This is a genomic window from Sulfitobacter sp. 1A10359 (assembly GCF_043558145.1).
Lineage (GTDB): Bacteria > Pseudomonadota > Alphaproteobacteria > Rhodobacterales > Rhodobacteraceae > Sulfitobacter > Sulfitobacter faviae.
In genome coordinates this window covers 1-23,996 of the sequence record NZ_JBIFGB010000009.1, presented here as the reverse complement: position 1 = coordinate 23,996, position 23,996 = coordinate 1, and the positions used below count along the sequence as shown (strand labels likewise).

Annotated in this window: 23 protein-coding genes and 1 tRNA gene; 17 read left to right on the top strand and 7 right to left on the bottom strand. The window is 63.7% G+C overall.

Going from position 1 to position 23,996, the window contains the following annotated elements; genetic code table 11:
• Positions 1 to 85: 85 nt before the first annotated feature.
• From ACGYK2_RS15785 to ACGYK2_RS15775, 3 genes are read left to right on the top strand one after another with little or no spacing between them, the layout of a single operon-like run.
• Positions 86 to 1,513, top strand: a complete 1,428-nt coding sequence (locus tag ACGYK2_RS15785) for a YcjX family protein (RefSeq protein WP_271689454.1) — start codon at positions 86 to 88, stop codon at positions 1,511 to 1,513.
• On the top strand, positions 1,510 to 1,974 hold the full coding sequence (locus ACGYK2_RS15780; protein WP_271689455.1) for a GNAT family N-acetyltransferase: 465 nt from the start codon (positions 1,510 to 1,512) through the stop codon (positions 1,972 to 1,974). The genes ACGYK2_RS15785 and ACGYK2_RS15780 overlap by 4 nt, the downstream gene beginning before the upstream one ends.
• Positions 1,974 to 2,978, top strand: a complete 1,005-nt coding sequence (locus tag ACGYK2_RS15775; RefSeq protein ID WP_271689456.1) for a YcjF family protein — start codon at positions 1,974 to 1,976, stop codon at positions 2,976 to 2,978. The genes ACGYK2_RS15780 and ACGYK2_RS15775 overlap by 1 nt, the downstream gene beginning before the upstream one ends.
• Before the next feature lie 4 nt (positions 2,979 to 2,982).
• On the opposite strand, the gene ACGYK2_RS15770 is transcribed toward ACGYK2_RS15775, so the two are convergent.
• A complete protein-coding gene (locus ACGYK2_RS15770; protein WP_271689457.1) occupies positions 2,983 to 3,762 on the bottom strand; it encodes a sulfotransferase in 780 nt (259 codons plus the stop codon).
• Positions 3,763 to 3,914: 152 nt separating this feature from the next.
• Between ACGYK2_RS15770 and ACGYK2_RS15765 the strand changes: the two genes are divergently transcribed.
• Genes ACGYK2_RS15765 through ACGYK2_RS15750 form a run of 4 tightly spaced genes read left to right on the top strand, consistent with a single transcriptional unit; the run spans position 3,915 to position 9,190 of the window.
• Positions 3,915 to 5,966: an HAD-IIB family hydrolase gene (locus tag ACGYK2_RS15765; RefSeq protein WP_271689458.1), complete on the top strand. Its 2,052-nt coding sequence runs from the start codon at positions 3,915 to 3,917 to the stop codon at positions 5,964 to 5,966.
• Positions 5,963 to 7,120: a glycosyltransferase gene (locus tag ACGYK2_RS15760; RefSeq protein WP_271689459.1), complete on the top strand. Its 1,158-nt coding sequence runs from the start codon at positions 5,963 to 5,965 to the stop codon at positions 7,118 to 7,120. The genes ACGYK2_RS15765 and ACGYK2_RS15760 overlap by 4 nt, the downstream gene beginning before the upstream one ends.
• Positions 7,092 to 8,036: a glycosyltransferase family 2 protein gene (locus tag ACGYK2_RS15755; protein WP_271689460.1), complete on the top strand. Its 945-nt coding sequence runs from the start codon at positions 7,092 to 7,094 to the stop codon at positions 8,034 to 8,036. The genes ACGYK2_RS15760 and ACGYK2_RS15755 overlap by 29 nt, the downstream gene beginning before the upstream one ends.
• A complete protein-coding gene (locus ACGYK2_RS15750) occupies positions 8,033 to 9,190 on the top strand; it encodes a glycosyltransferase (RefSeq protein ID WP_271689461.1) in 1,158 nt (385 codons plus the stop codon). The genes ACGYK2_RS15755 and ACGYK2_RS15750 overlap by 4 nt, the downstream gene beginning before the upstream one ends.
• On the opposite strand, the gene ACGYK2_RS15745 is transcribed toward ACGYK2_RS15750, so the two are convergent.
• Positions 9,187 to 9,936: a Crp/Fnr family transcriptional regulator gene (locus ACGYK2_RS15745; protein ID WP_271689462.1), complete on the bottom strand. Its 750-nt coding sequence runs from the start codon at positions 9,934 to 9,936 to the stop codon at positions 9,187 to 9,189. The genes ACGYK2_RS15750 and ACGYK2_RS15745 overlap by 4 nt on opposite strands.
• 372 nt (positions 9,937 to 10,308) lie before the next feature.
• On the opposite strand from ACGYK2_RS15745, the gene ileS reads away from it, so the two are divergent.
• Complete coding sequence (ileS, locus tag ACGYK2_RS15740) at positions 10,309 to 13,230, top strand: isoleucine--tRNA ligase (protein ID WP_271689463.1); 2,922 nt, start codon at positions 10,309 to 10,311, stop codon at positions 13,228 to 13,230.
• Between the two features lie 260 nt (positions 13,231 to 13,490).
• Positions 13,491 to 13,946 (top strand): methylated-DNA--[protein]-cysteine S-methyltransferase, encoded by a 456-nt coding sequence (locus ACGYK2_RS15735; protein ID WP_271689464.1) that lies wholly within the window; start codon positions 13,491 to 13,493, stop codon positions 13,944 to 13,946.
• A gap of 15 nt (positions 13,947 to 13,961) precedes the next feature.
• Here ACGYK2_RS15735 and ACGYK2_RS15730 read toward each other — a convergent pair whose 3' ends face one another.
• A complete protein-coding gene (locus ACGYK2_RS15730) occupies positions 13,962 to 14,657 on the bottom strand; it encodes a phosphatidylcholine/phosphatidylserine synthase (RefSeq protein ID WP_271689465.1) in 696 nt (231 codons plus the stop codon).
• A gap of 269 nt (positions 14,658 to 14,926) precedes the next feature.
• Here ACGYK2_RS15730 and rpmB point away from each other — a divergent pair, with 269 nt between their 5' ends.
• Positions 14,927 to 15,226, top strand: coding sequence for a 50S ribosomal protein L28 (gene rpmB, locus ACGYK2_RS15725; RefSeq protein ID WP_067268014.1), 300 nt, complete (start codon positions 14,927 to 14,929; stop codon positions 15,224 to 15,226).
• A gap of 255 nt (positions 15,227 to 15,481) precedes the next feature.
• Positions 15,482 to 17,122, top strand: coding sequence for a BCCT family transporter (locus ACGYK2_RS15720; RefSeq protein WP_271689466.1), 1,641 nt, complete (start codon positions 15,482 to 15,484; stop codon positions 17,120 to 17,122).
• A gap of 21 nt (positions 17,123 to 17,143) precedes the next feature.
• Here the strand turns inward: ACGYK2_RS15720 and ACGYK2_RS15715 are convergent, their stop codons facing one another.
• Both ACGYK2_RS15715 and ACGYK2_RS15710 read right to left on the bottom strand, forming a co-directional pair.
• Positions 17,144 to 17,842, bottom strand: coding sequence for an NAD-dependent deacylase (locus tag ACGYK2_RS15715; protein WP_271689467.1), 699 nt, complete (start codon positions 17,840 to 17,842; stop codon positions 17,144 to 17,146).
• A 6-nt stretch (positions 17,843 to 17,848) separates the two neighbouring features.
• A complete protein-coding gene (locus ACGYK2_RS15710; protein ID WP_209273862.1) occupies positions 17,849 to 18,844 on the bottom strand; it encodes a LysR family transcriptional regulator in 996 nt (331 codons plus the stop codon).
• 163 nt (positions 18,845 to 19,007) lie between these two features.
• Between ACGYK2_RS15710 and ACGYK2_RS15705 the strand changes: the two genes are divergently transcribed.
• The 6 genes from ACGYK2_RS15705 to ACGYK2_RS15680 all read left to right on the top strand — a co-directional run bounded on the left by ACGYK2_RS15705 (position 19,008) and on the right by ACGYK2_RS15680 (position 22,260).
• Positions 19,008 to 19,883 carry a carbon-nitrogen hydrolase family protein gene (locus ACGYK2_RS15705; RefSeq protein ID WP_067268007.1) on the top strand — a complete coding sequence of 292 codons (876 nt, stop codon included), beginning with the start codon at positions 19,008 to 19,010 and terminating at the stop codon, positions 19,881 to 19,883.
• 81 nt (positions 19,884 to 19,964) lie between these two features.
• A complete protein-coding gene (gene infA / locus ACGYK2_RS15700) occupies positions 19,965 to 20,183 on the top strand; it encodes a translation initiation factor IF-1 (protein ID WP_005978431.1) in 219 nt (72 codons plus the stop codon).
• 89 nt (positions 20,184 to 20,272) lie between these two features.
• Positions 20,273 to 20,851, top strand: a complete 579-nt coding sequence (locus ACGYK2_RS15695) for a nucleoside triphosphate pyrophosphatase (protein WP_067268006.1) — start codon at positions 20,273 to 20,275, stop codon at positions 20,849 to 20,851.
• Positions 20,848 to 21,882, top strand: a complete 1,035-nt coding sequence (locus ACGYK2_RS15690) for a ribonuclease E/G (protein WP_067268004.1) — start codon at positions 20,848 to 20,850, stop codon at positions 21,880 to 21,882. The genes ACGYK2_RS15695 and ACGYK2_RS15690 overlap by 4 nt, the downstream gene beginning before the upstream one ends.
• Positions 21,879 to 22,070: a DNA gyrase inhibitor YacG gene (locus tag ACGYK2_RS15685; protein ID WP_271689502.1), complete on the top strand. Its 192-nt coding sequence runs from the start codon at positions 21,879 to 21,881 to the stop codon at positions 22,068 to 22,070. Before ACGYK2_RS15690 ends, ACGYK2_RS15685 begins: the two co-directional genes overlap by 4 nt.
• 115 nt (positions 22,071 to 22,185) lie before the next feature.
• A tRNA-Phe gene (locus ACGYK2_RS15680) sits at positions 22,186 to 22,260 on the top strand.
• A gap of 536 nt (positions 22,261 to 22,796) precedes the next feature.
• Here ACGYK2_RS15680 and ACGYK2_RS15675 read toward each other — a convergent pair.
• Positions 22,797 to 23,234, bottom strand: a complete 438-nt coding sequence (locus ACGYK2_RS15675) for a hypothetical protein (protein WP_348160521.1) — start codon at positions 23,232 to 23,234, stop codon at positions 22,797 to 22,799.
• 11 nt (positions 23,235 to 23,245) lie between these two features.
• A complete protein-coding gene (locus ACGYK2_RS15670; RefSeq protein WP_394374341.1) occupies positions 23,246 to 23,605 on the bottom strand; it encodes a hypothetical protein in 360 nt (119 codons plus the stop codon).
• Between the last annotated feature and the right edge of the window lie 391 nt (positions 23,606 to 23,996).

Below are 23,996 nucleotides of genomic sequence, written 5' to 3'. Positions count from 1 at the left end.
GGGGCCTTAGCGCGGGCGGGCGCTTCTGGCAATCCCTGCCTGCCGACCCTATGTTGAGGCCAAAGAAAGAAGGACGGGCGCAGCTTTGGGTATCACAGGCATTGCCGACGGGATTTGGCGGCAGTTTGAGAATGTCACCGACACGGTGGGCGAGACGTTTTTCGAGCCGGTAATCCGGCTTGGGGTCACGGGGCTTGCGCGTTCGGGCAAGACGGTTTTCATCACCTCGCTGGTGGCCAACCTGCTGGACCGGGGGCGGATGCCGGGGCTGCTCGCGGCCTCTGAGGGGCGGATCGAAGCGGCGTTTCTGCAGCCCCAGCCCGACGATACCGTGCCCCGGTTCGAGTATGAGACCCACCTTGCCGCGCTGACCGGAAAGACGCCCCATTGGCCCGAAAGCACGCGGGCGATTTCGGAACTGCGGCTCTCGCTCAAGGTGCGGCCCAATGGGTTGCTGGCGGGCTTCCAAGGGCCGCGCACCTTGCATCTGGATATCGTGGATTACCCCGGCGAATGGCTGCTAGATCTGGCGCTGATGGATGTCACCTATGCCGAATGGTCGGCGCAGGTGATCGAACGGATCGCAAGCCGGGAGGAGGCGGCAGGCTACCGCGCGCTGGCTGAGCGGACCGATCCCCATGCCGAGTTGGAGGAGACCACCGCCCGCAGGCTTGCCGACAGCTTTGCCGACTATCTGCAAACCGCCCGTGCTAATGGCTATTCCGACTGCACGCCGGGGCGCTTCCTGCTGCCCGGTGACCTTGCAGGCTCACCGGTGCTGACCTTCGCGCCGCTGCCGGGATCGGAAGGCGCGCCGCGCAAGTCGCTGATCCGCGAGATGGCGCGGCGGTTCGAGGCCTATAAGAAACAGGTGGTGCAGCCCTTCTTCCGCGATCACTTTTCGCGGATCGATCGGCAGGTGGTGCTGGTTGACGCGCTTGGCGCGATCCACCAAGGGCCGCAGGCGGTCGAGGACCTGCGCGGCGCGATGGCCGATATTCTGGGCGCCTTCCGGCCGGGGACGAACAACTTTCTGACGACGCTGCTGCGGGGCAAACGGGTCGAGAAAATCCTTTTTGCCGCGACCAAGGCCGACCATCTGCACCACAGCCAGCATCCCCGGCTGAGCGGTATCATGCAGGCGCTGATCCGCGAGGCGCGGGACCGGGCGCAATATGCGGGCGCGGGCACGCGGGCCATGGCCATCGCCAGCCTGCGCGCCACGACCGAAGACGTGATGACCCATGGGGGAGAGCCGCTCGACGTGGTGCGCGGCACGCTTTTGAACGAGGATGAGACGCGCGGGCGGCAGGCGGCATTCTATCCCGGTGAACTGCCCGAAGACCCGGCCCATCTGCTGACCCCCGCACGGCAGGGCGCGCAGGAATGGCTGGGGGCGGATTATCAGATCATGCGCTTTGCCCCTGCGGTGTTGGACCTGCGCCCCGGCGATGGGCCGCCGCATATCCGGCTCGACCGTGCGGCGGAATTCCTGATTGGGGACCGGCTGTGAGTGCGGTTGTGACAGGCCCCGCCACCCTGCGCCCGGCGCAGCCCCTCGACGCAGGCGCCGTGGGCGGCATCATGAGCGATTTCGCCCGAAACACAGCGTGGTTGCCCCGCATTCATACCGGTGCCGAGGATATCGCCCATGCCGATGCGATGATCGCCCGGGGCTGGATCACGGTGGCCGAGCGGGAGGGCCGCGTGGCTGGTTTCGCGGCCTGCGAGGGCGGCGCATTGGACGCACTATTTGTGGCGCAATCGGCGCGGGGGCAGGGCATCGGCTCGGCCCTTCTGTGCGCGTTAAAGACGCGGCATAAGTCGCTGACCTGCTGGACCTTTCAGGCCAATGCGCGGGCCATCGCCTTCTACCGCCAACACGGGTTTGCCGAGACCGCGCGCAGCGATGGCAGCGCCAATGACGAAGGGCTGCCCGATTTGACATTGCACTGGCAAAGGGAGGCCGCCTGATGGCCCGCGGACCGATCCTGTTCGACCTTGAGGAAGACGCCAAGCCGCAGCCCTCGGTCGCCGATGCGCCGGCGGTGCCCGAGTTGGACGTCGAGGCTCCGCCGCCCAAGGGCCAAGCGATGCAGATCGCCGCCCGGCTTGCCGCGCGCAAACCGTCGCGCTTGGTGCGGCTGTTCTGGGCGCTGGCGGGGGCATTGGTCACGGCGCTGGTGTCGATCGCGGCTTGGACTTTTGTCACCGACCTGATGGCGCGCTACCCGCTGCTGGGCTGGGCGATGACGCTGCTGATCGGGGCGTTTTTGCTGGTCCTGCTGCTGCTGTCGCTGCGCGAAATGGCGGCTTTCGGGCGGCTGGCGCGGCTTGACGGGCTGCGCCATGATGCGGGCGAGGCGTTGGCGCAGGGGGATCTGACCGCCGCGCGCAGCGTCACGGACCGGCTTGAGGCGCTCTACAAGCACCGTGAGGATACCCGCTGGGGCCGCGACCGGCTGACGGAGCTGCGCGGCGATCAATTCGATGCCGAAGCGCTTTTGGGGCTGGCGGAGAGTGAGGTTCTGGCCCCGCTAGACCGTGCCGCCACCCGCGAGGTCGAGGCCGCCGCCCGGCAGGTCGCCGCCGTGACCGCGCTGGTGCCTCTGGCGCTGGCCGATGTCGCCGCGGCCCTTAGCAGCAACCTGCGCATGATCCGACGCATCGCCGAAATCTACGGCGGGCGCTCGGGCTTTTTCGGCTCATGGCGGCTGACCCGCGCGGTGCTGTTGCATTTGGTGGCGACGGGGGCCGTGGCCGTGGGGGATGATCTGATCGAGCCGCTCTTGGGCGGGTCCATCGTCGCCAAGCTGAGCCGCCGTTTCGGCGAGGGGCTGGTGAACGGGGCGCTGACCGCGCGCGTTGGCGTGGCCGCGATCGAGGTGTGCCGCCCGTTGCCCTTTGCCCGCGAGAAACGCCCCGGCGTGCGGGGCATCATCAAACGCGCGCTGACCGGGGTGCTCGGCGAGGGTTAACCGATCACGCTGCCTCAACCGCTTCGCGCACCGCGCGCAACGGGTGCTGGATCAGGCCGGGCCAAGGCGAGACCTGCAACCCGGGGGCATAGCCCCATCGCGCGCCCTCGGCCGCATGTGCCTTCGTCATCTGTGTGGCCCCGGCGTGGGTTTGATTTCCATCCGCAATGCCCTCGGGCAATGCCGCCTCGGGCAGATCGGTGAAACGCGCGATCCGGCGCAGGGCGCGGGAGGCGTCGGCAACGATATCCTCATAACGCAGAACCATCACCGCATGCAGATAGGGCAGGTCATCCAGCATCTGCACCTGTGCCGCGATCCAATGGTCGATCAACGCCTGCGCTGGCGCATGGACCCATGACGCGACCGAGGCGGCAACGGCCTCGGGGTGGCGCAGGACGACGATGAATTGCGACATGGGAAAGAGTTGCTGCATCAACCGCATGCGGGTCAGGTTCACCGGTGATTTTTCAACCCGCCAACGCAGGTCCGGGGCAAACCACGGCGCCCAGTCCTGCGCCAGCCGGGTCTTCGTCTCCAAACTGTTGAGCGGATGCGCCTCGGTCAGATGTTCCTCAGGGTTGGTCGCGAAATGCATGGGCCGCCCGGATTGCGCCGTATGGGGAATGGCCCCTTGCAGGTAGACCCCCTCATTCTCGGGCGCCGCCGATCCGGTGATGCCACCCGCGCCGGGCAGGGCATTGGCCAAGCGGTTGACCAGCGAGGTGCCTGAGCGGTGCAGCCCGCCGATGAACAGGTAGCGCGGGGGGATTTCTGAGGGCATCACGACGGCTCTGATTGGGGGAGAGAGAGGCGGGGTTCAATGGCAGGCAGCTAGGACGTCCAACCGCGCTGTCCAGCGATGTATGCATTAACATTTGTTATCGGAACGGATGGGCTGTGAGGGGGGTCACCCCTCCATAAGGAGACCCATTCATGTTCATTTGTCACATTGCCCTCGGGGGCTGCCTCACGGCGCCGTCTGTCAACTATGGCGTGACCGAAGATACCGGCGGTCACATCGCCTATATCTTGGGGGCGGCCCGCGCGCAGGCGGCGCGGGGCGATGTGGATGCGGTGCAGATCGTGACCCGTGCTTTCGATGAACCAAGCCTTGGGGCCGTGCACGCCCAGACCGAGCAGCAGGTCAGCCGCAGCCTGTCGATCCGGCGGCTTTGGACGGCGGAGCGGGGGTATCTGAGCAAAGAAAACCTCGCCGCGGAAATTCCCGCGCTGGTGGAGGCGTTCCTCGACGATCTGGCGCAGGCCAAACGGCTGCCGGATGTGATCCACGCGCATTTCGCCGACGCGGCGCAACTGGCGCTGGCGGCGCGGGCGCGGTTCGGCATTCCGGTGATCTATACCCCCCATTCGCTGGCCCTGAGCAAGTCAGGGGCAGAGGTGGATGCCGCCCGTGTCGCGGCAGAGCGGCGCGCGCTGTTGGAGGCGGATGCGGTAGTGCTGTCTTCGCGCGATGAGGCCGAGGTGCAGGTCGCGGCCTATGGGGCGGATGCGCAGGCGCGGGTGCACCGGGTCTCTCCGGGCGTATCGCTGCGCCGCCCGGCTGAGGCCGGGGCGGGCCGTGCGCTCTTGGCCGGTCAGTTGAGCGACCCCGACCGCCCCACGCTGCTCGCCGTGGCGCGCCCCGTGGCCCGCAAGAACCTTGCGACCTTGGCGCGGGTCTATGCGCAAAGCCCCGCTTTGCAGGCGCGGGCGAACCTTGTGATCCTCGCCGGCCAGCATGGCGATGCGCTGCAGGCGAATGCAGAGGCCCGCGCGGAGCTGATCCGCCTGCGGGAGACGTTAGAAGTGCCGGAACTGCGCGGAAAAGTGGCGCTGCCGCCGAGCCATACGCAGGGCGATGTGGCGGCCCTCTATGACCGCGCGGCGCAGACCGGTGGGGTTTTTGTTAACCTCGCACTGCATGAGCCCTTTGGCCTGACCATGTTGGAGGCGGCATCGCATGGCCTGCCGGTGGTGGCCACGCGCGAAGGCGGCCCTGCCGATATCGTGGCGGACCTTGGCCATGGTCTCTGTGTGCCGCCCTGCGATGGCGCGGCCATTGAGGCGGCGCTGTTGAAGCTGTTGGACGATCGCGCATTCTGGACTGAGGCATCGGAAGCCGGGCGTGCCAATGTTGGGCGCTACGACTGGTCGAAATGGGCCGAAGAGGTGCAGCACATCTGCGAAGATATCCGCCACGCCGCGCCCGTGACGACGCCTGCGCCTGTCCTGCTGGCCAGCGATATCGACAACACGCTGACGGGCTGTGCGCCATCCGCCGCCCTGTTCAACGCATGGATCGCCCGGGACCGACCGCTTTTTGCCGTGGCCACGGGGCGCAGCCTGCCGGAAGCACGCCGCATCCTGCGCGATTGGAACCTGCCCAGCCCGCGCGTCTTTATCACCTCTGTTGGGACCGAGGTCTATCTGCCCGATGCCGAGGGGCGGCTGTGTCTGGATGAGCGTTTCGCCCAAAAGCTTGACGCCGGATGGGACCGGGCCCGGGTGGAGCGGGCGCTGAAGGACTTCGGCTTTAACTGGCAAGCGCCGGTTGAGCAGCGGCGGTGGAAGCTCAGCGGTTTTGGTGACATGCGCACCGCGCGCCGGTTGGAGCGGCATCTGGCGCGGCGCGGTGCTGCGGCGCAGATTGTGGCCTCGCATGGGCGGCTGATCGATGTTCTGCCCTTGGCGGCGGGCAAGGGGCCTGCCGTCTGTGCCGCCGCGCGGCGGTTGGGCATGCCGATGGACCGGGTTGTCGTGGCCGGGGACAGTGGCAATGATTTCGACATGTTGCAGGCGGTGGAGGATGGTCCGGGCCGGGGCATCTTGGTGGGCAATGCGATGGACGGGCTGCGCGAACGTCTGAGCGGCAAACGGCTCTACCACGCCCGCGCGGCCCATGCGGCTGGGGTCTTGGAGGGGTTGGAGACTTTCGGCTTTGCCCTCAACGCGATGGAGCCGCCGGTGAAGATGGTGGCGCAATGACGCGGCCCATCGGTTACTTCGTCCACCATCAGGGGCGCGGCCATGCGGAACGCTGTGCTGCGGTCGTCAACGCGCTGCCCGAGAGCCAGCCGGTGACCGTTTTCTGCGCGAAACCGGATATTTTCCCCGCCTTCACCCGGGCGGTGGAAGTCATCACCCTGCCATCGCTATTCGAGGCGACGGGGGCCGAGGACATCAACGACACCACCAGCGCGCCGGATACGGTGCATTGCGCACCGCTTGGCTGGCCCGGCATCCGGCAGGCCATGGCGCAACTGGCCGCTTGGTTCGCCAGCGCCAATCCGGTGCTGATGATCAGCGATGTCTCGGCAGAGGTGGCGCAGCTTGCGCGGATCTGTTCGGTGCCGCATGTGAAGGTGCTGCAACACGGTCAACGCGGTGATCCGGGGCATCAGGCGGCCTATGACGGGGCGGTCGGGTTGCTTTGTCCCGCCGCCATGGCGCTGGCGCAGCCGGATTGGCCCGCGCGGCATATGGAAAAAACGCATTTCGCCGGCGGCTTGGGCGTCGATGTAAAACGCCCCGATCCGGCGCGGCGCGCGATGTTGCGCGAAAGGCTTGGCGTCGGGCCAGAGCAGCGCATGGTGCTGGTCATGTCGGGCGGGGGCGGCACGGGTTTCGCCTCCGCCCCCTTCGGCATCGCGGCGCGGGCGATGCCCGAGACGGCTTTCATCACCATCGGGCGCATGGCGCGCGATTGGCATGCGACCGAGCCTGCCAACCTGCGCCATCACGGCTGGGTTGATAACGCGGCGGATTATCTGGCGGCGGCGGATATGGTCGTGGCCTCGACCGGGAACACCACCTGCCACCAGATCCTAGCGGCAGAGACACCATGGCTCGCCGTGCCGGAGTGGCGCTATTTCGACGAACAGGTCGAAAAGGCCGAGGCGCTAGCGCGGGCGGGGGCGGCGCATCACCTGCCGCATTTCCCGTCTTCCGTCGCGGCATGGCGCCGCGCGATTCAAGACACCTTCGATGCCCATGACCCCGCCCTGCAACGTGCCTTGGTCAATGAGGATGCCGCCACAGAGACGGCCAATTGGCTGATCGGCCTGACCGAGCAGCTGCTATCAGAAACACCCGAAGATACCGGAGACTTACATGACGTCGTTCACCCCATCCGTGCCTGAGAATACCACAGTTAGCGCGCTGACGCTCGCGCGGGGGCGGGCGGCGCATCTGCGCAATGTGATCCTTGGCCTGACCCGTCAGACCCGGCAGCCGGATGAGCTGGTGATCGGGGTCATGCAGGACACGCTTTACGACGACCTGCCGCAGACCGATTTCCCGATCCGGCAGGTTCAGGTGACGGGCAGCGAATTGCCCCTCTCACGCGCGCGCAATACCGTCGCGGCAGAGGCCAAAGGCGACTGTCTGGTCTTTCTCGACGTGGATTGCATTCCGGCGCCGGAGCTGATCGCCGATTATATGGGCTATGCGGTGCCGGGCAACGGGCTGATCATGGGCGAGGTCAACTACCTCCCGGCGGGAACCGCCACCGAAGGTTGGGATTATCCCAAACTGGAAGCCGTCGCCGTGCGCCATTCCGACCGTCAGGGGCCGCCTGCCGAGGGGCTGAAACGCTGCAACGATTACCGCTGTTTCTGGTCGCTCAACTTTGCCATCCACCGCGAAGATTGGGACCGCTCCGGCGGCTTTGACGAGCGTTTCACCGGCTACGGGGGGGAGGATACCGACTTTGGCCGAGAGTTGGACGAACGCGGCGTGCCGATCCACTGGGCGAAGGGCGCGAAGGTCTTTCACCAGCATCACCCGCATTGCATGCCGCCGATCCACCACATCCCGTCGATCCTGCGCAATACCGAGATTTTCGCCGATAAATGGGGCCATCGCACCATGAACCACTGGCTCACCGCCTTTCGCCTGATGGGGCTGGTGGGGAGCGACGGCGACGCGCTGGTGCAGTTGCGCGAGCCGGATGCGGATGACTTCGCGCTCTGCGAGCAGCAGTCGGACCAGCCTTACGCCAATACCGCTCGGGTGTTGCGTTATCTGCGCGGCGAAGAGCGGATCGCGGCGGAATGACCCTGCGCACCGCCATCGTCGGCCATATTCGCCACCCCATCGCCGCCCCCTTCAAGGGCGGCATGGAGGCTTTTACCCACGGTCTTGCCCGGATCTTGGCCGAACGCGGGCATGAGGTGACCCTATTGGCCAGCGAGGACAGCGCGGCGAGCCTGCCGGCGGGGGTGAAGCTGCTGCCGATCTGTGACGCGCATTATGACGCGCGTTTTCCGTGGCATGATTTTCACGGGACCGACGCGCTGAACGACCACCTCGACGCCTGCTATGCCCGCGCCGCGCGGCTCTTGCTGGAGGGTGGCTTTGACGTGGTGCACAACAACGCGCTGCACCGCTTCCTGCCGCGCCTGTCGCGGGCGGAGCGGCTGCCGATGGTGACCTCGCTGCATATCCCGCCGTTCAAAGTGCTGCGGGGCGCGCTGATGGATGGGGCGGCGCCATGGCATCTGTCCTCTGTCGTCTCGGCCCGGCAACGCGGCATCTGGTGGCCCGAGGGCGCGCCCGACACGGCGCATGTGGTGCACAACGGGATTGACCTTGACGAATGGCCACAAGGCGGGCCGGGAGATGGCAGCGCCGTTTGGGCGGGGCGGATCACCCCGACCAAGGGCACCCATCTGGCGGCAGAGGCGGCGCAGATCGCAGGGGTGCCCCTGCGCATCTACGGGGTGGTCGAGCATCAGGACTACTTTAACGATATGGTAAGACCGCATCTTTATGGCGATGTGGCCTATGTCGGGCATCTGGAAACGGCGGCGCTTGGGGCGGCCTATGGGCGGGCCTCGGTGGCGCTCTTCACCCCACAGTGGGAGGAACCTTTTGGCCTCGCCGCGGTGGAGGCGATGGCGACGGGCCTGCCTGTTGCCGCAACCCCGCATGGCGCAGTTGAGGAGGTGCTTGGCGAGGCAGGTGTCATCGCGGCGGAAGATAGCGCAGTTGCCTTGGCGCGGGCCTTGCTACAGGCGCGCGATATCCCCGCCAAGGTGCCCCGCGCCCGTGTGGCACGGCTCTTTGATGCGCAGGCGATGGTGACGAAGTTCGAACGGCTCTATCACGCGGCCCGGGCGCAGAGGGATGTCGCGCTGCCGCGTAAAACCTATCCGGCGATTGCTTTGCAGGTGGAAGGTGCGCCGCAGCCTCTGGCAGAGGCGGGTTAAAGCGCCGCTTCGGCTTGGGGCATATAGAGGTAGGCAGGCTCGAACTGGCCGACCTTATGCAGCCCCGCGCGGTCGTTAATCAGAAGTTTGCCGCCCGTCACAGCACAGCAGCCATGTTCGCGCAGCTCACGCAGGGTGCGGCTGACATGGACCGAGGTGAGGCCGGTGGCATCGGCGATATCGGTCTGGCGCAGGCTGAAGGGCAGGCTCTGACGCTCCATCCCATGGGCGGCGGTCATGCGGGCATCGAATTCGCTCAGGAAATTCGCTACCCGCGCCAGCGCGCGCATGGCGCTGTTGCGCATCACCCAATGGCGGTGGATGGAGGCATCGACCAAGGTCATCAACCAGAGTTTCCGGGCCATCTCAACATCGCCATTGAGCAATTCGCGCAGCGGCTCATGCGAGATGATGGCGACATGGGTATCGGTCAGCGATATCACATCATGGTCGAGTTGCTTTAGCGGGAAGGCGTGCAGATCGACAAACTCGCCGGGGAATTGGAGGGCGACGAAGGTGCTGCGGGCACGCTGTCCGCGCGGCACGCTGCGGGCGATCAACCCATCGAGCAGCAACAGGCTGTGATCCAGAAAATCCCCCCTGCGACTGATCACGGTTCCGGGCGTGAAACGCTCGTGCTGGGTCATCAGCGGGGCAAGCTTGGCCCATTGCGCGCCGCTTAGATGGTCGACCATGCCTGACGGTTTTACGGCCATATCGTGATAAAAGGTGTCTTTGATGGTCACACGCAGGTCTTTCTGCCCATTAGAATTGTCGCGGGTTCCCCAAAACGGAGCCCGCGGAAATAAAGCTTTGTCGAATACCTTATGATGCTGTTTTCGCCGAAAAATTCAAGCGAAGGCCGGGGATCATAAAAAATGTTAAGTCCGGCGGGCGGCGACTCTGGCGGTGTTTTCAGCCCGATTGTCGCGCGTCTTCCGGGGCTTGTCGGGGCAGGGGGGGCTGTTTATAAGCGGGCCCATGACACGCCTCACCGCGATCATTATTCGAATTATATTCCCGGCGCTCTGAGCAATTGAGACGCCGGGCCGAGGTGCTTGAGCCATTCGCACCGACCGAGATTGAATAACCCCCCAAATGCCTAAAGGACGCCCCCCATGTGCGCCGAGACCCCCGACTACAAAGCCACGCTGAACCTGCCCAAGACCGATTTCCCCATGCGCGCCGGATTGCCCAAGCGCGAGCCCGGCTGGCTGGAGCGTTGGGAAAAGATCGGCGTCTATGACCGCCTGCGCGAGAAAGAGGGGCGGGAGCCTTTCACCCTGCATGACGGCCCGCCCTACGCCAACGGCAACCTGCACATCGGCCACGCGCTGAACAAGACGATCAAGGACATGATCGTCCGCTCCCACCAGATGATGGGCTATGACGCGCGCTACATCCCCGGTTGGGATTGCCACGGCCTGCCGATCGAGTGGAAGATCGAAGAGCAGTACCGCAAGAAGGGCCGCGACAAGGATCAGGTGCCGATCAACGAGTTCCGCGCCGAATGCCGCGACTTTGCCGCCAAATGGGTCGACGTGCAGCGCGAGGAATTCAAGCGGCTTGGCATCACCGGCAACTGGGAAAATCCCTATCTGACCATGGATTTCCATGCCGAGCGGGTGATCGCCGAGGAATTCATGAAGTTCCTGATGAACGGTACGCTCTATCAGGGCTCCAAGCCCGTGATGTGGTCGCCTGTCGAGAAGACGGCGCTGGCCGAGGCCGAGGTCGAGTATCACGACAAGGAAAGCTTCACCGTCTGGGTCAAGTTCAAAGTCGTGGGCACCGACAGCGAGTTGGATGGCGCCAAGGTGGTGATCTGGACCACCACGCCTTGGACCATGCCCTCGAACAAGGCCGTGGTTTACGGCGAGGGCATCTCCTATGGCCTTTACGAGGTCACCGGCACGCCTGACGAATGCTGGGCCAATGTCGGCGACCGCTACCTTCTGGCCGATGATCTGGCCGCCGACGTGCTGGGCCGGGCGCGGCTGGAAGATGGCATGTGGCGCCGGGTGCGCGGCGTGAGCAATGACGAGCTGGCCAAGGTCTCGCTCCAGCACCCCTTCGCGGGGGCCGAGGGCGCAAACGGCGAATGGGACGACCTGCGCGATTTCCGCGCCGCCGATTTCGTGACCTCGGACGAGGGCACGGGCTTCGTGCACTGCGCACCCTCTCACGGTCTGGAGGAATACGAGCTCTACCGCGATCTCGGCATGCTGCCGCAGGTCATCACCTACAACGTCATGGAAGATGGCCGCTTCCGCGACGATCTGCCCTTCTTCGGTGGCAAGGCGATCCTCAAGCCGAACGGCAAGGAGGGCAACGCCAACAGCGCCATCATCGACAAGCTCGTGGAGGTCGGCGGCCTGCTGGCGCGCGGCAAGATCAAGCACAGCTATCCGCACAGCTGGCGCTCCAAGGCGCCGGTGATCTACCGCAACACGCCGCAGTGGTTTGCTGCCATCGACAAGGAGGTCGGTGACGGTCTGGACCAGAACGGCAAGACCATCCGTGAGCGCGCGCTCACTTGCATCGACAAGGTCAATTGGGTGCCGAAATCCGGCCGCAACCGTCTCTATTCGATGATGGAGGCGCGGCCCGACTGGGTGCTGAGCCGCCAGCGCGCCTGGGGCGTGCCGCTGACCTGCTTCGTGCGCAAGGGCGTGGCGCCCACGGACGAGAACTTCCTACTACGCAACGACGCGGTGAACCAGCGCATCGTCGAGGCTTTCGAGGCCGAAGGCGCGGATGCCTGGTATGCCGAAGGCGCCAAGGAGCGTTTCCTTCAGGGCATCGTCGATCCGGCGGAATTCGATCAGGTGACCGACATCCTCGACGTTTGGTTCGACAGCGGCTCGACCCATGCCTTCACCCTGCGCGACCGCGAGGACGGCACCGAGGATGGCATCGCCGATGTCTACATGGAGGGCACCGACCAGCACCGCGGCTGGTTCCATTCCTCGCTGCTGCAATCCGTCGGCACCACGGGCCGCGCGCCCTATCGCAACGTGGTGACCCACGGCTTCACGCTGGACGCCAAGGGCATGAAGATGTCCAAGTCCATCGGCAACACCATCGTGCCCGAGAAGATCGTGCAGCAGTATGGCGCCGATATCCTGCGGCTCTGGGTGGCGCAGACCGATTACACCGCCGACCAGCGCATCGGGGATGAGATCCTCAAGGGCGTCGCCGACAGCTATCGTCGCTTGCGCAACACCATGCGCTACATGCTGGGCGCGCTGAGTGACTTTTCCGAGGCGGACCGGGTGGATCCGGCGGAGATGCCGGAACTGGAGCAGTGGGTGCTTCACCGGGTGGCGGAACTCGACAAGGTCGTGCGCGACGGTTTCGCGCGTTTCGACTTCCAAGGCGTGTTTCAGGCGGTGTTCACCTTTGCCACAGTCGATCTCTCGGCCTTTTACTTCGACATCCGCAAGGATGCGCTTTACTGCGACGGCGACACCCTGCGCCGCCGCGCCGCGCGGACGGTGCTGGATATCCTCTTCCACCGTCTGACCACTTGGCTGGCCCCGGTGCTGGTCTTCACCATGGAAGAAGTCTGGCTGGAGCGCTTCCCGGGCGACGACTCCTCGGTGCATCTGGTCGATATGCCCGAGACGCCCGAAGCATGGTTGAACCCGGAACTGGCGGCGAAATGGGCCAAGGTCCGCGCCGCGCGCCGGGTGGTGACCGCAGCGCTTGAGGTGCAGCGGACCGAGAAGGTGATCGGCGCCTCGCTCGAGGCGGCCCCCGTGGTACATGTCGACGACGTGGCGCAGCGCGAGGCGCTGGAGAGCGTGTCCTTCGAGGATGTCAGCATCACCTCAGACATCACTGTGACCGGCGATCCGGCACCTGCGGAGGCTTTCCGCATGCCGGAGACCGATGGCGTGGCCGTGGTGTTCGAAAAGGCCGAAGGCGCGAAATGCGAGCGCTGCTGGAAGGTGCTGCCGGATGTCGGCACGCATGAATATCCCGGCGTCTGCGGGCGCTGTGATGAGGCGGTGCGCGAGGCGCTGGCGGAAGCCTGAGGCTTTCTAAGAGACTGATAAAACGGGCGTCGGGAAAACCGGCGCCCGTTTTTCTTTGTCAGGTCGCCAAAGCCCCGCCCGTGGGAACCACGGGCAACGCCCTCCCTCCCCCCGGAGGGCGATTTTGCAGCGTTTGCGCAATTCGCACCTTTAGCGTCTCTTGCAAGTCCACACCCGCAAGATAGGGCGTATCGCCCCCCAGGGAGGGCGATCCCCTCAGCGCTCTTTCGCAGGCGTGAATTCTGGCGCAGAGTAGGGCGATGAAACAGGCCTCTCTCTCCACGCCCTTCGGCGATCTAATCGTCACTGAAAAAGACGGCGCGATCACGGCGCTCGGCTGGGGGCTGGCGGCGGGGCAAGACCGCTCGGAGGTGCTCGACACCGCTCTAAGGCAGATTAACGAATACGCCACAGGCCAACGTCAGCACTTTGACCTGCCGCTGCGCGTCACCGGTAGTGACTTCCAGCGTGCGGTCTGTGCTGCCATCGCGGCCGTTCCCTTCGGCCACACCCGCACCTACGGCGAGATCGCTCGTGACCTCGGCGTGCCAGCGCAGGCCGTGGGTGGGGCCTGCGGCGGCAATCCGATCCCGATCCTCGTCCCCTGCCACCGCGTCATGGGCGCCAAGGGGCTCACTGGCTTCAGCGGCGCGGGCGGGGTCGAGACCAAGGTCGCCCTGCTGCGCCATGAAGGCGCGGCGGGGCTGTTGATTTGAGGAGCTAAGGCGGGTTCAGTCGTCGCCCGAAGGGATCAATTGCTGCGCGGCACCGGCGCAGATCAGGTAGACCGAGGTGATCACCAGACCCCAATGCGCCCAGCTTTCGGGGTGGAAGTTCACCCAAGCGGACCAGCCTGCAAAGAAGGTCCATGCCAGCGCCATGGGCAGCGTCGCGGGACGCCAACGCTCGGTCCGGACGGGGTGGACGAATTTGATCGGCAGAAACATCGCTGCGGCAAGGATCGTGACCACGATCAGGCTGATCCACCACTCGGGCTGCAAGGCAAAGAGCACCAGCACCAGCATGTTCCAGCAGCCGGGGAAACCTTTAAAGGAATTATCCTTTGTTTTCATTCGCGTGTCAGAGAAATACATGACACTGGCGAAGGTGATGATAATGATCATCGCCCAACCGCTCCAGCCGTCCATCAGCCCCGAGGTAAAGAGCGCGAAGGCCGGGATGAAGACATAAGTCAGATAATCGATGATCAGATCCATCAAGACGCCATCAAACTCGGGCGCGTTGGTCTTCACGTCATATTTGCGCGCCAGCGGCCCGTCGATGCCATCGACGAAAAAGGCGATCACCAGCCATAGAAACATGAGGTCCCATTTCTCTTCCACGGCGGCAAGCATGGCGAGCATCGCCAGCACTGCTCCGGTGGCAGTGAAAAGGTGAACGAAAAGGGCGCGCATCTGTATGGTCATGCGTCTGCATCGCAAATCCATCGAGGGGATGCAAAGGAAACTCTGGCCCGAGCGGCAAAAACCAGCGTAGCAAAGGCGGCGCAGGGGCGGGGCGGTTGACGCGATCGGCGGCGGGCGCAGGAAATATGACCAAGTCCCGCGCTTCGGGTTGACGGCTACCGCGATTCCCCTTAAAGCCAGCGAACCAATTCAGGGTCGGCTCTGCGCGGCCCCCACGTTATGTGTGTTTCCGGATCGCTGGAAGGACACAACAGCAAAAGGATGAACCCATGTCGCGCCGTTGCGAATTGACCGGAAAAGGCCCGATGACGGGCAACAACGTAAGCCACGCCAACAACCGTACACGCCGTCGGTTCCTGCCGAACCTCAACGACGTGTCGTTGCAGTCCGAAGCACTGGGCCGCGCGTTCAAGCTGCGCATCTCTGCCGCAGCCCTGCGCAGCGTTGACCACCGTGGTGGTCTGGACAAGTTCCTGGCAAAAGCCAAAGACGTTGAACTGTCCGACAACGCGCTGAAAATCAAAAAGGCCATCGCGAAATCCAGCGCGACTGCCGATGTGCTGAGCTAAGGCTTACCGCATAGAGATTGGGGCCTCGATCCGAAAGGATCGGGGCCTTTTTCGTTTTGGTCTTAGGAATTTGTTAGGGTTTCCGGCCTATCAGGGGCTAGGGCCGTGGCGGCTCGGGGTAATTTTCTTGCGCAGGGGCATGTTTTTATTCGGGAAACCTTAGACAGGCGCGCTAATTGATCTTCCGACAATTGTTGTTCTGGCCATGCTACCTGCCGAGCGGGGTTCAGACAGTGCATCAAGATCGGAGACTCCATGACCGACCCCACACCCGGCACGTCCAGTTCCACTACGCCACCCGATACGAATGAGATTGAGACTGATTTCGAGGTCGGCCAAGACAATATCGACGGATCCCTCGGCCCGTTGGGTTTTGACATTCATAACCCGGTCTTCATGGTCTCGGGCCTGACGGCGGTGGCCTTTGTGCTGCTGACCATGCTCTTCCCGGATCAGGCCGGGGTGGTCTTCCTCGCCGTTCGCGATTTCGCCACGACCAAGCTGGATTGGCTGTTCATGATCATCGTGAACGTCTTCGTTCTGTTCTGCATCGCGCTGATCTTCATGCCGATTTCGAAGGTCAGGCTCGGCGGGCAAGAGGCCGTGCCGGAATACTCCTATCTGGCGTGGTTCGCCATGCTTTTTGCCGCGGGCATGGGGATTGGCCTGTTGTTCTTCGGTGTGCTCGAACCGGTGTACCATATGAACGTCTCCGGCCCGCTGGGGGTGCCCCTGCCGATTGCCGAGGATGGGTCGATCATCCCCGAGAATGTGGAGGCTGCCCGCGCCATGGGTCTTGCGGCGACCTTTTATCACTGGGGGCTGCACGGTTGGGCGGTCTATGCGATCATGGCGCTGGCCTTGGCGCTCTTCACCTATAACAAGGGGCTGCCCTTTTCGATCCGGTCGTGCTTCTACCCGCTGCTGGGTGATCGGGTCTGGGGCTGGCCGGGGCATATCATTGATATTCTGGCGGTTTTCGCGACGCTCTTTGGTCTTGCCACATCGCTTGGCCTTGGTGCGCAGCAGGCCAATGCGGGGTTCAACTTCGCCTTCGGGCTCGAGATTTCGACCAATGTGCAGGTGATCATCATTCTCTTGGTGACCGCCGTGGCGCTGGTGTCGGTCTGGCGCGGGCTGGACGGCGGGGTGAAGGTCCTGTCGGAGGTGAACATGATCGTGGCGGTCCTATTCTTCCTCTTCGTGCTTTTCGTCGGCCCGACGCTGGTGGGGCTCGACGGGTTCTGGACCGGTCTGTTGGCCTATACGCAAGAGATCATCCCGCTCTCCAATCCCTTCGGTCGGGAGGATGATTCCTACCGCGAAGGCTGGACCGCGTTCTATTGGGCGTGGTGGGTCTCTTGGGCGCCTTTCGTGGGCATGTTTATCGCGCGGGTCTCGCGCGGGCGCACGGTGCGGGAGTTCATCATCTGCGTGTTGTTGATCCCGTCGCTGATCATCTTCATCTGGATGGGCGTCTTTGGCGGCATCGCGATTGACCAGATCCTTGCCAGCCCTGAGACATCGCTGGTCAAGGCCAATGTGATCGACAGCTATTCGCCGGAACTCTCGCTGTTCGGGATGCTGAATGAGCTTCCCTTTACCAAGATCGCCTCGACCATCGCGATCCTTCTGGCGCTGGTGTTTTTCGTCACTTCCTCGGATTCGGGGTCGCTGGTTGTCGATACGATCACGGCGGGGGGCAAGATTGACGCCCCGGTGCCGCAGCGCATCTTCTGGTGCATCGTCGAAGGGTTGATCGCCATCGTGCTGCTGATCGGCGGCGGGTTGTCGGCGCTGCAGGCCGGGGTCACCGCGACGGGGGTGCCTTTTGCGATCCTGATGCTGTTGATGTGTTACACGATCTACAAAGGGTTGCGCAGCGAACCGCGCTGACGGCCCGTGGCGCGCCGGTGACTAGCGGCGCGCCTCAAGCACTTCGGCCACCCATTCCGGCACTGTCTGGCTGGCGGGCCCGATGCGATGTTCGGCGAACTGATTGCCCACGGCAGAGCGTTCGAGATTGAACTCAATCGTATGCGCCCCGGCACGGCGGGCCTCGGCGACGAAACCGGCAGCGGGGTAGACATTGCCCGATGTGCCGATGGCGACAAAGATATCCGCCTCGGCCAGATGATCGAAAAGCGCGTCCATCTCATAGGGCATTTCGCCGAACCAGACGATATCGGGCCGCGCGGCGGGGGCACCGCAGGCGGGGCAGGGATCGCCCGGTGCCATGACCATGGGCGCGGGCCAGCGGTGATCGCAAGCGGCGCAGAGCGCGCCTTTGAGCGCGCCATGCATATGCATGACCTGCTGCGACCCGCCCTGTTCGTGCAGATCGTCGACGTTTTGGGTAATCACCACCACCTCGCCGTGCAACTCGGCCTCCAGCCGGGCAAGGGCGCGGTGCGCAGCGTTGGGGGCCACTTCGGCGGCCTGCGCGCGGCGGGCGTTGTAGAAGTCGACCACCAGTTTGGGGTTGCGGGCGAAACCTTCGGGCGTCGCCACGTCTTCGACCCGGTGCTGCGCCCAGAGGCCATCTGAGGCGCGGAAGGTCTCAAGCCCGCTTTCGGCAGAGATGCCCGCGCCGGTGAGGATCACGATCTTGGTCATGGGGCATTATTCTCCGATAGGGTCCATGTCTTCAAGCAGGTGAAAGCCGTCGGCCAGCCAGGGCAATTGCGCGATGGCGGGGGCGATCATATGGGTCTGCATCAACTGCCGCAGGGTCTGGGCGATGTCGCGCGGCACGGGGCCGGACCATTCCGCGCCCGCGAAGAGAGAGATGGTGCGCGCAGGCGGTTGGGCCTGTGCCGCCGCGGGCAGGGGGTGCGCGGCGAGGCGGTCGTGAAAACGGGCGGCGCGCATGTATCCCAAGGGCGTGGTCATCGCCCAGCCGATGCCGCGGGCCACCATGGCCATCAGGGCCAGATGGCTGCCAATCTCGAAACGGGCGGGCAGGTTGTGTCTCTCTGATGCAAGATGCGCCTCGATCTGCCGCGCGATCAACTGATCGGCGGCATAGCGCAGGAAGGGCAGATCGGTGGCGCCGCGCAGCAGGGCGTCGGGATCGGCAGAGGTGCCCGCGGGGGTGACGAGGATAAACGGATCGCGGGCCAGCGGATATTCCAGAACCCCCGCCATCGGTTCGTCGATCTGCGCCGAGAGTGCCATATGCAGGCTTTTGTCGCGCAGTGCCCCGGCCAATTCATTGCTGCCCGCGGTGATCATCCGAAAGCGGCAGCCGGTCAGGCTGTCGCCAAGGATCGTGGCAAGGCGCGGGGTCAGGTCATCGTCGAAATCGTCGATCACGCCGAGGTTCAGCGCCTCCAGATGGGCCAAATCCATCACCGTGACTTCGCTCTGCGCTTGGCGCAATTCGCTGAGCGCCTGTTCGGCCCGGCGCAGGAACATCTGCCCGGCTGGGGTCAATCGCATGGGGCGGCGGGTGTGGTCGACCAGTTCCGCGCCGATGGCCGCTTCGAGGTTGCGCATCTGCTGGCTGACGGCGGGCTGGCTGAGCCCCGTGGCCTCGGCCGCCTGCGCCACCGACCCGCTCCGCGCCAGCGCCTCAAACACTTCGATGCCCCGCAGGGTGATGCCCTTGTTCAGCATATGGTCCCATCTCTTTCGGATCTTGTGAAACCCCGCGCGGGTCAGGTCAAGCCTTTGCCCAAGCGAGCGGCAGCCTCTCGGGCGGTTCCACGAAAGCGGTGCTGCCGGTCTTGAAGCCATCGGTAAAGCTGCGCAGACTGCGCGGAAACTAGGAGCCATTCAAATGAAGATCGCCACAGCCGCCTATCCGCTCGATGTTCTGACATCATGGGCGCAATACGAAGACAAACTGGCCCATTGGGTCGCCGAGGCGGCAGTGCAGGGGGCGGAACTGCTGGTTTTTCCTGAATATGCGGCGATGGAACTGGCGACGCTCGACGGGGCCGAGGTGGCGGGCGATTTGGAACGGTCGCTCTTTGCGGTGTCGGACAAGCTTGAGGAGGCGGAACGGCTGCATGTGAAACTCGCCGCCGAGCATAACGTGCATATCGTGGCCGGCTCAGGCCCCGCAGCGACTGAGAGCCGCCCGGTCAACCGTGCCCGGCTGATCACGCCCACGGGGCAGATCGGCGTGCAGGACAAGCAGATCATGACCCGTTTCGAGCGCGAGGAATGGGGTGTGATCGGGGGCAATGCGCTTCAGGTCTTTGACACGGCCATTGGCAAGATCGGGATTCTCATCTGCTATGACAGCGAGTTTCCCCTGCTGGGCCGTGCGCTGGCGGAATGTGATGTGATCTGCGTGCCCAGTGTGACCGAAACGCTCGCGGGCTATTGGCGGGTGCGCATCGGCTCCATGGCGCGGGCGCTTGAGAATCAGTGCATCACCGCCATGTCCTCGGTCGTAGGCAAGGCCGATTGGTCCGAGGCTTTGGGGCAATCCTATGGCGCGGGCGGGATTTTCTGCCCCCCGGATCGCGGCTTCCCGCCCACGGGGATTTTGGGCATGCGCGAGGTTAACGCCCCCGGCTGGACCGTGGCGGACGCCGATTTGGCGCAGGTCGCCGAGGTGCGCGCGGATGGCATCGTGCTTAACCGAAGGGACTGGCAAGACCAGATTGGCCGCGACGGAAAGGCGATAAACGTCGCTTTGCGCTGAATCCCCCTTGAAAAAGCGCAAAAATGCGCCCATTTAAGCCTGCGCCCTCGTTTTGGAGGGTTTTGTGCTCAAGGAGAGACCATGGCCAAGGAAGATACGCTCGAATTTCCCGGTGTCGTGAAGGAACTCCTGCCTAACGCGACGTTTCGGGTCGAGCTGGAAAACGGCCATGAGATCATCGCGCATACGGCAGGCAAGATGCGGAAAAACCGCATCCGTGTTCTGGCTGGCGACAAGGTTCAGGTGGAAATGACACCCTATGATTTGACCAAGGGTCGGATCAACTATCGCTTCAAGTAAGCGGCACCGCGTTCGCGCGTTGCGCGGCGCAGGCGGGGCCGTGCGCGGCCCCGACCGGGCCGCCGGCCTCAGGCAAAGAGGCCCATAAGATGCAATTCATTCTTGGATCAGGATCGCCGCGCCGGTTGGAGCTTTTGGCCCAGATCGGCGTGACCCCCGATGCCATTCGCGCCCCCGACATCGACGAGACCCCCCATAAGGCCGAGCTGCCGCGCCCCTATTGCGCCCGAATGGCGCGCGAGAAAGTGGCGGCGGTGCCCGCGGGGGCGGAGGATATCGTGCTTTGCGCCGATACCACCGTGGCGCTTGGCCGGCGCATCCTCGGCAAGCCCGAGGATGAGGCCGAGGCCGAAGCCTTTTTGCGGCTGATGTCGGGCCGTCGGCATAAGGTGGTCACCGCCGTCGCCGTGAAGCGCGGCGAAAAGCTCTGGCAGCGTGATGTGCAGAGCAATGTGAAGATGAAATCTCTGTCCGAGCCCGAAATTCGCCGTTACCTCGCCACCGGCGATTGGCGCGGCAAGGCGGGCGGCTATGGTATCCAAGGCCCCGCGGGCGCGCTGATCCCATGGATTAGCGGCTCATTCACTGCAATCGTCGGCCTGCCATTGGCCGAGGCTGCGAACCTGCTGCAAGCCGCAGGTTACCCATTTGACGGAAGGACGCCATGAAGGGCCGTACGATTATTCTCGACCATCTCGGTGATATCGAGGCCGCCGCCCTGATGGTGGACGGCAAGCTGGATGATTTTCTGATCGACAGTGACGGGCCGCGCGTCGGCACCGTTTACCGCGCGATTGCGGATCGTCCGGTGAAGGGGCAGGGGGGCATGTTCCTCAAGACCCCCGATGGCCCGGCGTTCCTGCGTCAGATCAAGGGGCTGGCCCCGGGTCAGACGATTCTCGTGCAGGTCTCGGGCCATGCCGAGCCGGGCAAGGCGATCCCGGTGACCAATAAGCTGCTCTTTAAGTCGCGCTATGCCATCGTGACGCCGGATGCGCCGGGGCTGAACATCTCGCGCAGCATCAAGGACGAGGAAGAGCGCGACCGGCTGCTCGAAATCGCCCATGAGGTGGCGGGCGGGGCCGATCTGGGCTTGATCCTGCGGTCCTCCTGCGCCGGTGCCGATGCGGAGGATATCGCCGAGGATATCGCCAATATGCTCAGCTTGGCGGATACCGTGGCCAATGATGACGCGCAACAGATGGAGGTGCTGAGCGAAGGCGATGGCCCGCATCTGCTCGCTTGGCGCGATTGGACCGCGCCCGCCGAGGTGGTGACCGAGGTCGGTGGTTTTGACGACCACGGCGTTCTGGAAGAGCTCGACCGCGTGGCCTCGGCGCAGGTGCCGCTCGGCGGCGGCGCGTCGATCTTTGTGGAGCCGACACGTGCGCTGGTTGCGGTCGATGTGAACACCGGCAACGATGCCTCGCTCGCCGCCGGGGTGAAGGCCAATATGGCCTGTGCCAAAGCGCTGCCGCGTGCCCTGCGTCTGCGCGGGTTGGGCGGGCAGATCACGCTCGACCTTGCGCCCATGCCCAAGAAGGACCGCCGGACGTTTGAAAGCGCCCTGCGCGCCGCTTTCCGCGCCGACGATGTGGATACGACGCTGGTCGGCTGGACGCCTCTGGGCCATTACGAGCTGCAACGCAAACGCGCCCGCCCGGTGCTGGCGGAGGTGCTGACAGGGGCAGGCCAATGAGCTGCCCGATCTGCAAAGCCGAAACCGTCAAGGCGCATCGCCCCTTCTGCTCGCGCCGCTGCGCCGACATCGATCTGGGCCGCTGGTTCAACGGCAGCTACGCCGTCCCCTCGCGCGACCCCGAAGACGTGGAAGCCGCCATCGACGCCGCCGAAGCGCCACAAGACCGCCCCGCAAAGCCCCATTAACACAGTAAAATTCGCGTTTTTTGAAAAGAAGTGGGTTTCAGGGCAAAATGGGGCTGGACACCCCGCGCCACAGGTCCTAGAACCCGCTCACCCGACCTTGAAAGAGGTGACCCGTGCCCGGGTAGCTCAGGGGTAGAGCAGTGGATTGAAAATCCTCGTGTCGGTGGTTCGATTCCGCCCCCGGGCACCATTTAACTCTCCAGATATTACTGATTGGCCCAATAAAATAAGGGACTTTGGCCTATTTCTGCCGTTGCAGAGGCCTGGTTTGCTACAGGAATTGCTACAGTAGGCGCTACGGTTACCAAGTCTTCTATAGCGAGGAATGGGAGGCTTTTTGGTCGCCTCTCGAAGTGGAACTGCTAAGTAGTCATTTGCAAGGACCTTCCAAGGGGGAGGGGCGTTCGGCCAGGCGGCCGGGCAAGAACCATTGCGGATCCGTCTGAAAGTCCGCGTAGATCCCGTGGTATCTGCACTGACCTCTGCGGTCCGGGGCAGATTTGGCTCGGCTGGTAGGGGCCCAAGAAAAAAGGGCCTCAACCTTCAGTGTACGAACGACAAAACCCCTTTGACCGCGGTCTGACCCCTCATGTGACTGTAGTTGTGTCACGCCTGTGACATCTTCAGTAAGTCTTTTGTGGCAGGCTTGAGTTGTATGTTCTCGGCCGTCTTTCGGAACGGCCAAGTAATGCTGCATTGCCTAATCTGGCGACACAGGTGTGCCAATCAGGTATATTCGCCGCGGAGGTCCGCAGCGATCCGTTCCCCTTCCAGCATGTTCTGGACCGCCGCTAACCGCGCGGCGAGATCCCTCAGACGGCTACGCAGGTCGATAGCCGCGAGACCGTAGGGAGCCACGACTCTCTCTTCGCTCGGTGGATTGATGTCCCATTCCTCGGCTGGGATGTAATGAACCGTCGTCGCAGCCAGGATGACCGGTTCGAGGCGCTCAGACAGCTCTTTCACAGCAAGATGTTCGCCCTTCTTGAAGATGGTGAGGCCTTCAATCCTGTCTCTCAACGCCAGCACATCGGCGAGCAGCAGTCCATCGAGCGCCGCGGTTACGTCAGCCCGGGTTATCGCGTCCAGCGTCTTAGCCGTGGTGTCGAGGGCAGCTTCGATTTGCGAGGTAAGGTTGTCCTGCAGCATAGGGGTCTCGTTCATTTTAGTTCCTCTTAGTGTTCGCCGGAGAAAGACTGATCCGCACAGGCCTCTTCGAAGGCCTGTCGGAGTTCATTCGCCAGTAAGGAGATTTCTTCGACCTGCGGTGATGCGGGGTCGAGTGCTGCGTAATAGGCAGCTTCGGGGCGGAGCGGATCATGCACATGTGCCAGAGTGAGAAGATCTTGGAGAGCGGACACTTCGCGACCGGCGCGACCGTGCAACGAGTTTTCGGTCCAGAGCGTCTCGAACAGACACTGAATCCGTTTAAGCCAGGGCCGCCCGCCCAGTAGGAGGGCCGCGTTCTGAAGAGCCTCGGCATTTTCTTGGATAAAATGGTGAACGCACGTAGGTCTGGTGGGGATATCGAACATCTTGTCTCCTCGGATAATGTCCTCAGCGGAGCGCCTCGGACGACAAGAGCCGGAGCTTCTGCATGCGGAAGAAGCTGTTCGACTGCCTCCCGGAAGTTGGGGGAACTCAAGGATCTGATACGAGCTCCCTAATCTTCGGTGTTGGCAAAGAAGACATTGGCCAAAAGCTTTAGAACCGAAGGGCTACATTGCAAATTTTTAAAATTTTTTCTGCAATTGTCTGAAAAATTATGATTTTTTGATCATAAGTTAGCAAGTATAGGTGTGAACCAGTTTTGGTTCCTGAAGACTACAAACTATCAGGGGTTGCGCGGTGTTGATTGTCACTGAGAACTGACCCGGTAGCCCCATAAATTGTCACTGAGAATTGACCCATGTGAACACACTTCCC